Origin of the sequence: Albidovulum sp. (assembly GCF_049646345.1) — a bacterium.
In the GTDB taxonomy this organism is placed as follows: Bacteria; Pseudomonadota; Alphaproteobacteria; order Rhodobacterales; family Rhodobacteraceae; genus Albidovulum.
The window spans coordinates 1-14,608 of the sequence record NZ_JBARVQ010000543.1; the positions used below are offsets into that span (position 1 = coordinate 1).

Below are 14,608 nucleotides of genomic sequence, written 5' to 3' on the forward strand. Positions count from 1 at the left end.
TTTGAAACCCCGGCTCGATCAGGCTTTCGGGTTCGATCACCAGGACGATCAGAGCGGCGATTGCAACCGAGCGGAGCGATATAGCCCGCCTGTCGGCCATGACCGCGACCAGCATGACGGCAACCATGATGAAGGCGCGACGTGTGGCAACACTCGGCCCGGCCAGCATCAGGTAGAAGGCGGCGGCCAAGAGCGCCACGATGGCTGCAAGCTTCTTGGTGTTGATGCGCAGCGCCACGGGGGGCACCAGAGCCAGCCCGTAGCGGCAGGCGGCAAAGACAAATCCGGTCAGAAGCCCCATATGCAGACCCGAAATCGCGATCAGATGCGAAAGGTTGGAACTGCGCAGTGCATCCGTCGTCGCCCGTTCCACCCCCGACCGGTCTCCGGTCATCAGCGCTGCCGCGAATGCCCCCGCCTGCCCCTCCATCCGCGCCTGCATCGCGCCCGAAATCACCATGCGCAGCCGGAAGGCCAGAAGCGACAGCCCGCCTTTCGGTGGCTCCAGCGCCAGCACGGGCGATCGGGTATAGCCCACGGCACCCAGCCCGGAAAACCATGCAAGCCGCTGGAAATCGAAGCCGCCGGGCTCTACCGGCCCTTCGGGGGGCGAGAGATGCGCCGAGAGGATCACCGTCAGCCCGGGCACCGGCGTGACAAACCCCTGATCGCCGTGCAGGGCCACCCGCACCCGCGCGGGTGTGCGATCGGGCGGCACATCCTCCAGCACCACCCGGTCGAGCGTCAGCCGCATCTGGTCGGAAAATGACCGGTCGATATTGACGATGCGCCCCTCGACCGGCCCGTAAAAGCGAAAGGGCAGGACCGGGGCTGCGACCGAATGGGCGCGGTAGCTGGCCAGAACCAGCCCGGCCGCAATCAGCGCCAGACCCGTCGCCGGGATCCGCATCCGCTCTGGCCCGCGCCAGCCGATGACGGCGAAACCAAGGGCAACCAGCACGGCGAACCAGAGCGTCCCCTGCCCCGGCTCCACCTTCAGTCCGAAATAGCCGCCGATACCCAGTGACAGGAAAACCGGCGCCCAGATCATCAGCCGCCCGCGCGCCGCACCAAGCGCATCCAGCATCGCGAAGACCGCCCGCACCTTGTTTCCCCGTCCGGCTTTGCCTAATGAGTGCCGTCAGCCTGAACTTTCATGGTTTCCGAAAGGTTAACGCGCCCATGCCCAAGAACGCCACGCCCGTCGTCACCCGCTTCGCCCCCTCGCCCACCGGGTATCTCCATATCGGTGGCGCGCGCACTGCATTGTTCAACTGGCTCTACGCCCGTGGATGCGGCGGCAAGTTCCTGCTGCGTATCGAGGATACCGACCGCGAACGCTCGACCCCCGAGGCGACGGCGGCGATCCTGAAGGGGTTGACCTGGCTTGGACTTGACTGGGACGGCGATGTCGTCAGCCAGTTCGAGGGTCGCGACCGCCATGCCGAAGTGGCCCGCGAGATGATGGCGCGGGGCCATGCCTACAAGTGCTTTTCCACTCAAGGCGAGATCGAGGCCTTCCGCGAGGCCGCCCGGGCCGAAGGGCGTTCGACCCTGTTCCAGAGCCCGTGGCGCGACGCCGATCCGGCCAGCTATCCCGAAACGCCTTTCGTGATCCGCCTGAAAGCCCCCCGCGACGGCGAGACGGTGATCGAGGATGCGGTACAGGGCAATGTCACCATCCGCAACGATCAGCTTGATGATATGGTTTGTTTACGTTCCGATGGTACGCCCACCTACATGCTGGCGGTTGTCGTGGATGATCACGATATGGGCGTCACGCATGTAATCCGGGGGGACGACCACCTGAACAATGCGGCGCGCCAGATCCAGGTCTACCGGGCGATGGGCTGGGACGTGCCGGTCTTTGCCCATATCCCGCTGATCCACGGGCCGGATGGCAAGAAGCTGTCCAAGCGCCACGGGGCCGTGGGGCTGGAGGAATATCAGGCGATGGGCTACCCCGCCTCGGGCATGCGCAACTATCTGGCGCGGCTTGGCTGGGCGCATGGCGATGCCGAGTTTTTCAGCGATGCCGAGGCCCGCGAATGGTTTGATCTGACGGGAATCGGGCGCGCGCCTGCGCGGCTTGATTTCAAGAAACTGGAAAACATCTGCGGCCAGCATATCGCCGCCACACCGGACGCCGCACTTCTGCCTGAAATTGAGGCATATCTTGAGGCTGCAGGTGAGGCACCTCTTTCGCAGGTGCAGAAAGATGGTTTGTCACGCGCTCTTTACTGCGTGAAAGATCGGGCCAAAACTTTCCCTGAACTCATTGAAAAGGCATACTTTGTCCTGTCATCCCGGCCCTTTGAACCGGATGAGAAGGCGGCAAAATCCCTCGATACGGTATCCCGTGGTATACTGATCGAATTGACGCCGCACCTGCAAAATGCTAGCTGGGAGCGGGACATGCTGGAAGCCGCCGTGGGCACAATCGCCGAAGCTCACGGGATCGGACTGGGCAAGATCGCGGGACCGCTCAGGGCCGCGCTTGCCGGACGGACGGTCAGCCCCAGCGTCTTCGATATGATGCTCATCATCGGGCGGGATGAAACCATCGCCCGATTGAAGGATGCGACAGCCTGACGGCGCATTCGGCGCCCGGACTGTGAGCCGACACCCAGACGCGAGGACCACCCGCCCGCGCCTGAACAAAAGGGAGCCGTGATGGACAAGATGATCAAGAACGCGACGCTGAATTTCAACGGGAAGACCATCGACCTGCCCATCCTGCAACCGACCGTGGGCCCCGAGGTCATCGACATCCGCAAGCTCTATGGTCAGGGCGACGTCTTCACCTATGACCCCGGCTTCACCTCGACCGCCGCCTGCGACAGCGCCATCACCTATATCGACGGCGACAAGGGCGAACTGCTGTATCGCGGCTACCCGATCGAGCAACTGGCGGAAAAATCGAACTTTCTGGAGGTCTGCTATCTCCTGCTCTACGGCGAATTGCCGGATGCGGGCCAGATGAGTGATTTTGAGGCCCGTGTGACCAATCACACGATGGTGCATGAGCAGATGCACTATTTCTTCCGCGGCTTCCGGCGTGACAGCCACCCGATGGCGACCATGGTCGGCGTCGTTGGTGCAATGTCGGCCTTTTATCACGACAGTACCGATGTAAACGATCCCTGGCAGCGTGAGGTGGCAGCGATCCGCATGATTGCCAAGCTGCCGACGATTGCCGCGATGGCGTTCAAGTACTCGCTGGGCCAGCCCTTCGTCTATCCGAAGAACTCGCTCAACTATCCGTCGAACTTCCTGCATATGTGCTTTGCGGTGCCGTGCGAGGATTATGTGGTCAACCCGATCCTTGCCAAGGCGATGGACCGGATCATGATGCTGCATGCCGATCACGAACAGAATGCCTCGACCTCGACCGTGCGTCTGGCGGGTTCGTCGGGCGCCAACCCCTTTGCCTGTATCGCCGCCGGCATCGCCTGTCTTTGGGGGCCCGCCCATGGCGGTGCCAACCAGGCCTGCCTTGAAATGCTGCGCGAAATCGGCACCGTCGACAACATCCCCGAGGCGATCCGCCGGGCCAAGGACAAGTCCGACCCGTTCCGCCTGATGGGCTTTGGTCACCGGGTCTACAAGAACTTCGACCCGCGCGCCAAGGTGATGAAGGAAAGTGCCGATGAGGTGTTGGACCTTCTCGGCATCCACGACAACGAAACGCTGAAGGTCGCCAAGGAACTGGAACGGATCGCGCTGGAAGATGAGTATTTCGTCGAGAAGAAGCTCTATCCCAACGTGGACTTCTATTCCGGCATCATCCTTGAGGCGATGGGCTTCCCGACATCGATGTTCACGCCGATCTTTGCGGTCAGCCGCACCGTTGGCTGGATCTCGCAGTGGAAAGAGATGATCGCCGATCCGACCCAGAAGATCGGCCGCCCGCGTCAGCTTTATATCGGCCAGACGCGGCGCGACTACGCCGATCTGTCCAAGCGCTGATCACCGGACGGGACGACAAAGCGGCCGCCCTATCCGGGCGGCCGTTCTCGTTTCACATGAGTGATGATCACACCTGCCCCGGCAGCCAGAGAACGATTGCCGGGAACGCGATCAGGAAGGCAATGGTCACCGCATCGGCGATGAAGAACGGTGTGACCCCCTTGAAGACATCCTGAACCGTCAGATCGTCCCGGACCCCGGCCACGACAAAGCAGTTCAGCCCGATCGGCGGCGTGATCAGGCAGAATTCGGCCATCTTCACCACGAGGATCCCGAACCAGATCGCGCACATCGGGCCGGACATGCCAAACGCGCTGTCGGCGGCCGAGACAGCCTCCCCCCCGTTCAGCGCCATTACGGCCGGATAGACCACCGGCAGGGTCAGCAAGAGCATACCGATGGCATCCATGAACATGCCCAGAACGGCATAGGCCAGAAGGATGCAGATCAGGATCAGCATCGGCGACAGGGTCAGTGAGGTGATCCAATCGGCAAAGGCCGCGGGCAATTCGGCAAAGCCAAGGAACCGCACATAGATCAGCACGCCCCAGATGATCGTGAAGATCATGACGCTCAGCTTGGCGGTTTCCAGCAGGGCATCCTTCAGCTCGGCCCAGCGCATGCCGCGATAGAGCGCGATCAGGAAGACCACGAAAGCGCCGATGGCACCGCCCTCGGTCGGCGTGCCCCAGGCATCGCCACCGAAGGGGTTGTAGACGAAGAAGATGATCGTCACGACGACAAAGACGATGGGCAGGGCCGGTGGCAGTGCGACGAACCGCTCTTTCCAGGTAAAGCCGGTGACGGGTGGGCCGAAATCTTTGATGGTCACGGCCAGACCGATAATCAGCAAACCGTAGATGACTGCGGAAAACGCCCCCGGGATAAAGCCCGCCAGAAGCAGTTTGCCCACATCCTGTTCTACGATGATCGCATAGATCACGAGAATGGCCGAAGGCGGGATGAGCGAGGCAAGCGTGCCCCCTGCGGCCACGACACCGGCGGCGAATTGTTTGTTGTAGCCAATCTTCAGCATTTCGGGGATCGCGATCCGTGCAAAGACGGCCGAAGTGGCGACCGAGGCCCCCGACACTGCCGCAAAGCCCGCGGTCGCGAATATGGTCGAGACCGCCAGCCCGCCCGGCACCCAGGCAAGCCAGCGTTTGGCCGCCTCGAACAGCGCCCGCGTCAGGCCAGCGTGATAGGCGAGGTATCCGATCAGGATGAATGTCGGGATCAGGCTGAGCGCCTGACTCGACACCTTGGAATGGGGGACCTGCCCGGCGGTCTTGACGGCAACGGTCAGCGCCTTGCCAAAACGCGCAGGGTCATAATCGTATTTCGCCCAGAAGATCCAGATCAGCCCCACCATCCCCGCCATCGCCGCCGCAAAGGCAACGCGCATGCCAAGGATCACCAGAACCAGAAGACCGCCCGAGACGATCAGCCCAATTTCTATCGGTTCCATATTATTCGCCCCTAGCTATCGTGGCCTGAGACATGCTCGGCCTCCATCGAGGCCTGCATGGCCGCGTCGGCGACCATCGGCACCGCGACCGGTGGACCATCCGCATTCAGAAACGCGCGGCCAAAGGCCCAGAGCTGCACAAACAGGCGCAGACAGAGAACGGCAAAGGCGACCGGCGCCAGCAGCTTCGCGGGCCAGAGCGGCAGCGAGATATCCATGGAGCTGTCGCGGCTCCAGAGCGGGGCGGCGAAATCGAAGCTGCGCCCGAAATGCGCCCAACTGCCCCAGACCAGAAGCAGCATCAGGACAAGAACGATCAGAGTCGTGAAAAACTCGACCAGATAAAGCGCACGCCCCTTGAGCGCCCCCACCAGCATGTCCATGCGGATATGGCCGCCATCGCGTTGCGCAAAGGAAATGCCCATGAAGGCGATCAACGGCATCGCCTGTTCGATCCAGTCGACATAACCCGGAAGCGGTTGATTGAAGGCATTTCGACCGCTGACGGACATGACGGCCAGGATCATCAGCGACAACACCGCCAATCCGCTGATCAAGGCCAGCCTCCCTTCCAGTCGATACAGGCTCTGATCGATCCGGCTGAGGCGGCTGCCATCGGTCAGGACACGGGATGAACCGGCCATCTGCTCTCTCCGTCCTTGGGATGTGCAAGGCCCCGCACCCTGCGGTGCGGGGCCTATGGTTCAGCTGCCGTCGGCGATCATGCCGGTGACAAGATCATAAAGTTCTTGTGCCGGCAGGCCGCGCGCGGTGTTGTCCGTGATCCAGGCATCCGCAGCCGGTGCGGCGGCGGCGTCGCGGAAAGCGGCGATTTCGGCGTCGGCGAATGTCACCTGCTGGATGCCACGTTCCTCAAGCGCCGGGCCCCAGGCGGCCATGGTCTCGGTCGCGTAGTAGTCCACATAATGCGCCAGGGATTCATCCACCGAGCCAAGCAGCGCCTCGCGATGCGCATCAGAAAGCTCGGCAAGCGCGTCCGAGTTCACCACGACCGGGCAATTGACGGTGCCGGGATTGAGGTTGGTGGTCCACCATTTGCCGTTCTCGATCGTGCCAAAGGACATATGGGCATGGGGGGCAAAGCTGACCGCGTTGACGATGCCGCTATCCATGGCCTGACGCACCTCGGTTGCCGACATTGAGGTCGGCACGGCACCGATGGCTTCCATCGCTTCGCCGATACCGCCGGTGGCGCGCACCGACAGGCCTTTGAAATCCGCCAGCGTCTGGGGCGCATCGCCCACGCCGACGAAATTGTATTGCGGAAGTGGCGACGGCATCAGCAAGGTCGCGTTCCAGCGCGCAAGATCGGCCTGGGTGGCGGGATGCTGATAGACCGCCATCGACAGCGCGATTTCCTGTTCCAGAGTTTCCACGCCAAGGAACGGCAGTTCCAGCACGGTGATCGAAGGGTTCTTGTCGCGGTGATAGCCCGCACAGAACTGCGCCATCTCAAACGCGCCGATGGAAATGCCATCAAGGTTTTCGGTGTTCTTCGACAGCCCACCATAGCTGATGTTCAGGTTGAATTCGCCATTGGTCTTGGCGGAAACCAGTTCGGCCAGTTTTTCCACATGTTCGGTAAAGGCCCGGCGTTTCCCCCAGACGGATACATTCCATTCGGTGGCAAGCGCCTCGGCGGCAAAGGTAAGGGAAAGGGCCGCGACGGCCGCCCCATTAAGGATCTTTCGCATGATGCTCCTCCCGAGATGTGCGAAGATGAATGCCGTGAGTATCGGTACGCGGTGCGCGCCTGCCTATGAAGGAAACTGCGCGGGCAATCGCGTCAGCCCTGCGGATTTCCGCAGGGCGCATGGGGTCAGAGCAGCGCGTCCTTGTCGAGCCCGAGCTTGACGATTTTTTCGTTCAGGGTGCGCCGGCCGATCCCCAGTGCCTCGGCGGCAGCATCCATGCGGCCTTCATGTGCCTGAATCGCCTTGCCGATCAGTTCGCGTTCGAATGCGGCGACCGCTTCGCGCAGGGTGCCGGGGATGTCATCAAGATGCTGATCGGCCTGAATGGCCTGCGCCATCGACCCGGCCCCGCGCCGCGCAGCCAGAACCCGGCGTTCGCAGACATTGCGCAATTCGCGCACATTGCCGGGCCAGTCATGCGCCAGAAGGGCCGCCAGATCATCCTGATCAATCTCGGGCACCGCCAGTTCGTAAATCTCCGCGTAATGCTCAAGAAAATGTCTGCTCAGCAGTGCGATATCGTCCCGCCGTTGCCGCAGCGAGGGAAGCGCCAGAACAACCGTGTTGATCCGGAACAAGAGATCGGGCCGCAGGCGGCCATCCCTGACCGCCTGCGGCACATCCTCACTGGTGGCGGAAACCACCCGGAAGTCAGCAGTGACCGTGCCCGACGCCCCAACGGGCATGAACTGCTTGTCTTCCAGAACCCGCAACAGCTTGGCCTGAACCGCAGGCGGGCATGAACATATCTCATCCAGAAACAGCGTCCCGGATGAGGCCCGGGCCAATCTGCCATCGCTTTGGCCCGCAACGCCGAACATCTCGGCCTCGAACGTATCGGGCGACAGGGCGGCGCAATTGAGCGCCACGAACATCGCCTGCCCATCGCCCCCCAGATCATGGAGCGCATGGGCGACAAGTTCCTTGCCCGTCCCCGTCTCACCGGTGATCAGCACGGGCGCGCGGGTGCTGGCCACATCCAGAACATCCTGCCGCAATGCCGTCACCTCGGCGGTCTGCCCAAGCAGGATACGGTCAAGTCCCGACAGCCGCATGAGGCGGGTCTTCAGGCGCGTATTGTCCTGCCGCATCCGGTTCTGTTCGGCGGCATGGGTCAGAATGCGCAGCAACCGGCGCGGCTCATAGGGTTTTTCCACGAAGCTGTAGGCACCGTCCTGCATGGCCCGAACCGCCGTCGGGATATCTCCATGGGCGGATATCAGCACCAATGGCGGTTCCGAATTCTGGTCCAGACCGGCCAGAAGCTCCAACCCCGTCATGCCCGGCATGCGCACATCGGACAGGATCACATCGGGCTGCATATCGGTCAGTTTCGCCGCCACATGGGTGGCCCGCGAAACCGCTTCGGCGCTCCACCCGGCGGCCTCCAGCAGATCGACCAGCGATTGGCGCATGGATCTGTCGTCATCGACCACGAGTATGCTGTATGGGCGCTTGTCGGTCATGGGTTCACGTCCTCCCCGGCAGGCATCCGGGGGAAAGTGACCCGAAAGACGGCCCCGCCCGTTTCCGTGTTGCGCCCGAGCATCGTGCCGTCGTGATCGTTGACGATGCTTGCTGAAATCGCAAGGCCAAGCCCCATACCACGCCCGCTTTCCCGTGTGGTGACAAAGGGTTCCTGCAAATCGGCCAATGTGGCCGAGCCAAGCCCATGACCGTTGTCTTCAATCTCGACCCAGATCCCACTCTCGCTCTCACCGGCCCGCACGTCGATGCGCGGTGCCTGGCTGTCTTCGGTCGCGTCAATCGCATTTCGCAGCAGGTTGGTCATGACCTGTTCGATCCGCAAGGGAATACCACGCATGCGCACCGGCCCCGGGGGCAGATGAAGACGCACCTCGGCCCCGGTCTGCTCCAGGTTCGGCGCGACCAGATCCAGCGACACGCGAACAGCATCGCAAAGGTCCATTTCCTTGAAATCTTCGGCCTCTGAACTGGCAAAGAATTTGAGCTGACGGGTAATGCCCTCCATCCGCTCGACAAGGCCGCCGATATTCTCGGTCAGTTTCTCTTGTGCGCCGCTTCCCATCTCGGCCGCGACCAGATGGTTCCGCATCGCCGCAATCGGCTGGCCCAGTTCATGCGTGACCGAGGCCGCCAGACGCCCCAGGGCGGCCAGACGGCTGGCGCTTTCCAGTTCGTTCAGCGTGCGTTTGAGGCGGCGTTCGGCTGTCATCCTCTCTTCCACCTCAGTCGCAAGACGTTCATTCGCCCGCCGCAATTCCGCTTCCTCGCGCCCCGATCGTTTCAGTTCGGCATCCACGCGCCGCGCCCGCTGGATCTGAAACCCGATGAACGCGATGGCAGCCAGAATGACGGCAATCGTCGTCACCAGCCAGGACCGCGTCACCGCCTGAGCATCGCTGGCAAAAAAATGAAGGTTCCAGCCATGCGGCAGGTCGCCCCCCACAAGATGCAGGCGCTCTGCCCCCATGATCCGGGCACGCCCGTCAGAAAGCTCGGACCAGTCGAGCGGTGCGAGGTCTTGACCCGAGAACTGTCTGTCTTCGAGGATGTTCTGCCTGCGCTCTTCCGACAGGGGCGACAGGGCCTTGTAGCGCCATGCCGGATCGGAGGCGAGCAGCACCACCCCGTCCTGGTTGGCCAGAAAGACCTGTTCGCCGGAACTGAGCCAGCTTTCCTCCAGATCGGACAGGTCGATCTTGATCGCAATGACGCCCGACAACTCATCCAGAACGTCATAGACGGGATCGGCGATGAAATAGCCCGGCAGGCCGGTGGTAGCGCCGATGGCATAGAACCGCCCCTGCCGGCCCCGAAGCGCGTCCTGAAAATAGGGGCGAAACCCATAGTTCTGGCCAACGAAACTGCCCGGCGCCCGATGGTTGGAGGCTGATATCGTGGTTCCGTAGGGATCAATCAGGTAAATCGCATCGAGCCCGGCCTGCCGGGCGAAGTCTTCCAGACGGTTGTTCAGGATGTCCCTGTCCCCACCCCCTGTGGTATCCATGACAACCGGATCGCGTGCGAGGACATAGGTCAGGTGCGAAAACCGCTCCAGCTCACCAAAGACAGAGCTTTGATAAAGCGAAAGCCGCCCCTGCGCCTTCGCCAGCTCTTCGGACTGAAAGTACCCGTAAGATACCCTGAAGACACTGATCGCAACGGCAACCGTCGCGACAGCCGGAAAGACGAGATTGAGCAACCGCATTGCCGTCGATTGGCCGGTGATGGCGGAAAAAGCAAGTCTTTATGAGATTAGAGGTGCCTCGGCTTGTCTTGTCGCTACCGGGCGATTGCGGTCATCGACTAACGGCGACCCGGCGCCCCCCTGCTTGCCCACCGGACCGATCCGGTAGAAGATGACGGCGGGCAGAACCGGGGGCAGGCATGAAGATCGCGACGTTCAACATCAACGGCATCAAGGCGCGGGCCGAGGCCTTGCCCCAATGGCTGGATGAGGCCGCCCCCGATGTCGTGCTGTTGCAGGAGATCAAATCGGTCGATGAGGCGTTTCCGCGCGATCTCTTTGAAGATCGCGGTTATTTCGTCGAGACCCACGGACAGAAAAGCTTCAACGGCGTGGCGATCCTGTCAAAGCTGCCCCTGGAGGATGTGATCCGTGGATTGCCGGGCGATGAGGCCGATGAACAGGCACGCTGGATCGAGGCCACCGTGGTGGGCAAGACGGCTGTCCGGCTCTGCGGGCTGTATCTGCCCAATGGCAACCCCGCGCCGGGGCCGAAATATGACTACAAGCTTTCGTGGATGGCGCGGATGAAGGATCGCGCCACCGCCTTGCGGGCCGATGAGATGCCCGTCGTCATGGCGGGTGACTACAACATCATCCCGCAGGCAGAGGATGCCGCAAGGCCAGAGGTCTGGACCGAAGACGCGCTCTTTCGTCCCGAAAGCCGCGCCGCGTTCCGGCGCATCCTGAACCTCGGGTTTACCGAGGCGTTCCGCGCCCGCGAACCGCGCCCCGGCCATTATTCCTTCTGGGACTATCAGGCCGGTGCCTGGCAGCGGAACAACGGCATCCGCATCGACCATCTGCTTTTGTCGCCTCAGGCCGCCGACCTTCTGCGCGGCACCGGGATCGACAAGGAAATACGTGGCCGCGACAAGCCCTCGGATCACGTCCCGGTCTGGATCGAGCTTGACGCCTGAGCCATGCTCTACCCCGATACCTGGTACAGCCGTACCCTGCGTGACGCCCAAACACGCCCTGCCCTTTCGGGCGTGGATGAGGCGGACGTCATCATTGTCGGCGGTGGCTTTGCCGGGCTAACGACGGCGCTGGAACTCACGCATGCAGGAAAGCGGGTCATCGTGCTGGAGGCCGAACGCGTGGGGTTTGGTGCCTCGGGGCGGAATGGCGGCATCGTGAGCGCTGCTTTTTCCGGCGGGGATGAGGCGATCCGGGCGCGGGTCGGGCCGGAGGCTGCCCGCGCGTTGCACAGGCTCTCTATCGAAGGCGTCGAACGGCTGCGCGCGACGATCCGCGATCTGAAGATCGAGGATGCAGTGACTGGCGAAGGGCTGCTCAGCCTTCGCCGTTTCGACCGGGCCGATGACCTGAAGCGCCATGCCGCCGACTTCGCCCGCGATTTCGGCTATGAGATGACCTATCTCGACCGCGATGCCCTGTCGAAGCATCTGGTGAGCGCGAGGTATTTCCACGCGCTCAACGATCCGGGGTCATTCCACATCCATCCGCTGAACACACTCCGCGCCATTGCGGCCGAGTTGGAGCGGCTCGGGGGGCGGATTTTCGAGGCTTCTGCCGCGACCGGGCATAACCTTTCCGGGCCGGTGAAGCGGATCAGCACCGAGACCGGACAGGCCGAGGCCCCGGCGGTTGTCTTCGCCACCGGTGGTTATACCGGCCCGCTGGCACCCAAACTGAAACGCGCGATCCTGCCGATTGCGACCTACCTGACGATGAGCGAAGCGGCACCCGACCTGCTGGCCAGCGCCATCCGCACCCGCGCTTCGATGTATGACGACCGCCGCGCGGGCGACTATTACCGGCTGGTCGAGGGCGGCAGGCGGCTGCTTTGGGGCGGGCGGATCACCACGCGGGCGGCATCACCGGGCGGGATCGTGCGCCAGCTTCGGCGCGAGATGGTGGGCGCGTTTCCCCAACTCGAAGGCTTGAAGATCGAACTCGCCTGGTCCGGCCTGATGGGCTATGCCCGCCATCTGATGCCGCAGGTGGGTCAGATGGCACCGGGTGTCTGGCATATCACGGCCTTTGGCGGACACGGGCTGAACACGACCGCCATCGCGGGCAAGGTTCTGGCCGAGGCGATGCTGGGCGAAAGCGACCGGATCAGATTGTTCGCGCCCTTCGGGCTCGACTGGGCGGGAGGGCCGCTTGGCCTCGTCGCCGCACAACTCACCTACTGGAAACTTCAGGCACAGGATCGCTGGCGCGAAAGGTGACCTTTTGGCCGGACTCAGGTCCCGGCCGTCACATCGTGCGAATAGATCCAGTCGTAACGCCCCATCACACGGTCCGGCGCCACCCTGTTCATCAGTTTCAGCCCCGCATGGGCAATGTCGCGCCTGATGCCCGAGAGGTGATAATTCCTGGCATTGGCATTCGCCGCCTCGACAATCCGGGTGACCCGCGATTTGCGGGCCTGTTGATAGGCGGCAAAGGCCGTGTCCGGTTCCGACGTTGCAAGCGCCTCGGCCAGAACCCAGGCATCCTCCAGCGCCATATTGGCACCCTGCGCGAGGAACGGCAGGGTCGGATGCGCTGCATCGCCCAGAATGGCCGCGCCATGCCCGTACCATGTCTGCGCCACCGGATGGCGAAAGAGGCCCCAGAGATTGGGCCGCTCGATCGCGTCGAGCCAGCGGCGCACTTCCGGCACGAAATCCTCAAACGCTATTCTGAACGCCAGCGGATCGTCTGTCAGCGACCAGCTTTCCTCGGCCCATTTGTGGCGTTCCTCGACCGCGACAACGTTCCGAAGTCGACCTTCACGCAGCGGATAAGTCACGATATGGCGACCCGGCCCCATGTAGATCTGCGCCATTGGACGGATATCGGCCTCGGCCGGAAGGGTCGCCCGCCAGGCGACCTGATGGGTAAAGAACGGCGCCACCGTGCCGTTCAGCGCCTGCCTGACCCTGGAATGAAGCCCGTCCGCGCCGATCAGCAGGTCAGCCTCGATCTCGCCGCCCTGCGCCGTCTTCAGCCGGGGGGGATGGGCGCCGAGGGTTACCTCGGTAATCTGTTGCAACAAATGTATGTCCACGCCTGCATCCCGCGCGCCGTCGCCCAGTACCGTGATCAGATCGGCCCGATGGACAAGCCGGAACTGCCCCGCCAGCTGTTCTCCGGGCAGATTGAGTTTCAGAACCTGGGCACCAGTTTCGCCGTCAATCAGTTCAACCGCTTCAGAGGCCATACTCTGCGACCGCAGGGCTGCCCCAAGACCAAGCGCGTCCATGACGCGCGCGCCATTGGGCGTTATCTGCAAGCCTGCGCCGACCTCGCGCAATTCGGGGGCCTGTTCCAGAACGGTGACCTTCGCACCTTTGAGCGCCAGCGCCCGGGCGAGCGCGAGGCCCGCGATTCCGGCCCCCAATATCGTCACCGACCGAGTGTTCAACATGATAGCCCCCGCTGAAAAACGAAAGCGCCGGAGCCTTGCGACCCCGGCGCCGAATTTCAATCCGACCCGTTGCCGGGATCAGTCGTCGCGATGCACGCGCTCGCGCCGTTCGTGTTTTTCCTGCGCTTCCAACGTCATCGTCGCGATCGGCCGCGCATCAAGGCGCTTGAGCGAAATCGGTTCGCCCGTCACTTCGCAATAACCGTATTCGCCATTCTCGATCCGCCGCAATGCCGCGTCGATCTTCGACACCAGCTTGCGCTGCCGGTCCCGTGTGCGCAGTTCCAGCGCGCGGTCGGTTTCCTCGCTGGCACGGTCAGCAATGTCGGGAACGTTGCGGGCGCTGTCCTGGAGACCCTCCAGGGTCTCGGCCGACTGCTCCAGAAGCTCTTCCTTCCAGGTGGTCAGCTTGCGCCGGAAATATTCGAGCTGACGCTCGTTCATGAACGGTTCGTCTTCGGCCGGACGATAATCGTCGGGAAGAAAGACCTCAGGCTTCATCTTCGCTCCCTTCTGCCCGCCGGACTCTGACATCACTGGTTCAATCTTCATCCGGCTACTCCTCGGGCGCTCCAATAGCTCATGCACAGGGGGTTGTCACTAGCCCTAGCGATGTCTTGCGGCAAATTGATGGCCCCGGTAAGAGTCGCGTGATCAAATCGGGTCATTGTTGCGGAAAGATTATGAAATTCGAGAGCACAGAGCGCTATGTCGCAACAACGGACCTGACCGTTGCCGTCAATGCATCAGTGACGCTGGAGCGGCCGCTATTGGTGAAGGGTGAACCCGGAACCGGCAAGACCGAACTGGCCCGGCAGGTTGCCGAGTCGCTGGGACTGCCC

At 62.6% G+C, this 14,608-nt stretch carries 13 protein-coding genes; 5 read left to right on the forward strand and 8 right to left on the reverse strand.

From position 1 onward, the window contains the following. The coding region (locus tag WBB85_RS13965) for a ComEC/Rec2 family competence protein (RefSeq protein ID WP_432639217.1) at nt 1-1,105 on the reverse strand (1,105 nt) is incomplete at its 3' end. Nucleotides 1,106-1,182: 77 nt separating this feature from the next. On the opposite strand from WBB85_RS13965, the gene gltX reads away from it, so the two are divergent. Further along, on the forward strand, nt 1,183-2,592 hold the full coding sequence (gltX, locus tag WBB85_RS13970; protein ID WP_432639218.1) for a glutamate--tRNA ligase: 1,410 nt from the start codon (nt 1,183-1,185) through the stop codon (nt 2,590-2,592). 90 nt (nt 2,593-2,682) lie between these two features. Beyond that, nucleotides 2,683-3,969 carry a citrate synthase gene (gene gltA / locus WBB85_RS13975; protein WP_432639226.1) on the forward strand — a complete coding sequence of 429 codons (1,287 nt, stop codon included), beginning with the start codon at nt 2,683-2,685 and terminating at the stop codon, nt 3,967-3,969. Nucleotides 3,970-4,036: 67 nt separating this feature from the next. Here gltA and WBB85_RS13980 read toward each other — a convergent pair whose 3' ends face one another. From WBB85_RS13980 to WBB85_RS14000, 5 genes are all read right to left on the reverse strand, one after another. Continuing rightward, nucleotides 4,037-5,437: a TRAP transporter large permease gene (locus WBB85_RS13980; RefSeq protein WP_432639219.1), complete on the reverse strand. Its 1,401-nt coding sequence runs from the start codon at nt 5,435-5,437 to the stop codon at nt 4,037-4,039. An 11-nt stretch (nt 5,438-5,448) separates the two neighbouring features. Next, nucleotides 5,449-6,081 (reverse strand): TRAP transporter small permease subunit, encoded by a 633-nt coding sequence (locus WBB85_RS13985; protein ID WP_432639220.1) that lies wholly within the window; start codon nt 6,079-6,081, stop codon nt 5,449-5,451. A 60-nt stretch (nt 6,082-6,141) separates the two neighbouring features. Further along, entirely contained in the window at nt 6,142-7,152 is a 1,011-nt protein-coding gene (gene dctP / locus WBB85_RS13990; RefSeq protein ID WP_432639221.1) for a TRAP transporter substrate-binding protein DctP, read from the reverse strand. Between the two features lie 125 nt (nt 7,153-7,277). After that, on the reverse strand, nt 7,278-8,618 hold the full coding sequence (locus WBB85_RS13995) for a sigma-54-dependent transcriptional regulator (RefSeq protein ID WP_432639222.1): 1,341 nt from the start codon (nt 8,616-8,618) through the stop codon (nt 7,278-7,280). After that, nucleotides 8,615-10,345: a sensor histidine kinase gene (locus WBB85_RS14000; protein WP_432639223.1), complete on the reverse strand. Its 1,731-nt coding sequence runs from the start codon at nt 10,343-10,345 to the stop codon at nt 8,615-8,617. The genes WBB85_RS13995 and WBB85_RS14000 overlap by 4 nt, the downstream gene beginning before the upstream one ends. 179 nt (nt 10,346-10,524) lie before the next feature. Between WBB85_RS14000 and xth the strand changes: the two genes are divergently transcribed. Both xth and WBB85_RS14010 read left to right on the forward strand, forming a co-directional pair. Continuing rightward, the gene (gene xth / locus WBB85_RS14005) at nt 10,525-11,304 is read left to right on the forward strand and encodes an exodeoxyribonuclease III (RefSeq protein WP_432639224.1); all 780 of its coding nucleotides are present in this window, start codon (nt 10,525-10,527) and stop codon (nt 11,302-11,304) included. Nucleotides 11,305-11,307: 3 nt separating this feature from the next. Then, entirely contained in the window at nt 11,308-12,582 is a 1,275-nt protein-coding gene (locus WBB85_RS14010; protein WP_432639225.1) for an NAD(P)/FAD-dependent oxidoreductase, read from the forward strand. A gap of 14 nt (nt 12,583-12,596) precedes the next feature. On the opposite strand, the gene WBB85_RS14015 is transcribed toward WBB85_RS14010, so the two are convergent. Both WBB85_RS14015 and dksA read right to left on the reverse strand, forming a co-directional pair. Then, nucleotides 12,597-13,769 (reverse strand): FAD-dependent oxidoreductase, encoded by a 1,173-nt coding sequence (locus tag WBB85_RS14015; protein WP_432639227.1) that lies wholly within the window; start codon nt 13,767-13,769, stop codon nt 12,597-12,599. A 75-nt stretch (nt 13,770-13,844) separates the two neighbouring features. After that, nucleotides 13,845-14,267: an RNA polymerase-binding protein DksA gene (dksA, locus tag WBB85_RS14020; RefSeq protein WP_432639228.1), complete on the reverse strand. Its 423-nt coding sequence runs from the start codon at nt 14,265-14,267 to the stop codon at nt 13,845-13,847. A 182-nt stretch (nt 14,268-14,449) separates the two neighbouring features. Between dksA and WBB85_RS14025 the strand changes: the two genes are divergently transcribed. Then, a partial coding sequence (locus tag WBB85_RS14025; protein WP_432639229.1) for an AAA family ATPase occupies nt 14,450-14,608 on the forward strand: 159 nt, incomplete at its 3' end.

What these genes read in the sequence shown, in the direction of transcription:
- gltX (WP_432639218.1), top strand. Translation starts at nt 1,183, where the DNA reads ATGCCCAAGAACGCCACGCCCGTCGTCACCCGCTTCGCCCCCTCGCCC.
- WBB85_RS13980 (WP_432639219.1), bottom strand. Translation starts at nt 5,437, where the DNA reads ATGGAACCGATAGAAATTGGGCTGATCGTCTCGGGCGGTCTTCTGGTT.
- gltA (WP_432639226.1), top strand. Translation starts at nt 2,683, where the DNA reads ATGATCAAGAACGCGACGCTGAATTTCAACGGGAAGACCATCGACCTG.
- dksA (WP_432639228.1), bottom strand. Translation starts at nt 14,267, where the DNA reads ATGAAGCCTGAGGTCTTTCTTCCCGACGATTATCGTCCGGCCGAAGAC.
- WBB85_RS13985 (WP_432639220.1), bottom strand. Translation starts at nt 6,081, where the DNA reads ATGGCCGGTTCATCCCGTGTCCTGACCGATGGCAGCCGCCTCAGCCGG.
- WBB85_RS13995 (WP_432639222.1), bottom strand. Translation starts at nt 8,618, where the DNA reads ATGACCGACAAGCGCCCATACAGCATACTCGTGGTCGATGACGACAGA.
- dctP (WP_432639221.1), bottom strand. Translation starts at nt 7,152, where the DNA reads ATGCGAAAGATCCTTAATGGGGCGGCCGTCGCGGCCCTTTCCCTTACC.
- WBB85_RS14010 (WP_432639225.1), top strand. Translation starts at nt 11,308, where the DNA reads ATGCTCTACCCCGATACCTGGTACAGCCGTACCCTGCGTGACGCCCAA.
- WBB85_RS14000 (WP_432639223.1), bottom strand. Translation starts at nt 10,345, where the DNA reads ATGCGGTTGCTCAATCTCGTCTTTCCGGCTGTCGCGACGGTTGCCGTT.
- xth (WP_432639224.1), top strand. Translation starts at nt 10,525, where the DNA reads ATGAAGATCGCGACGTTCAACATCAACGGCATCAAGGCGCGGGCCGAG.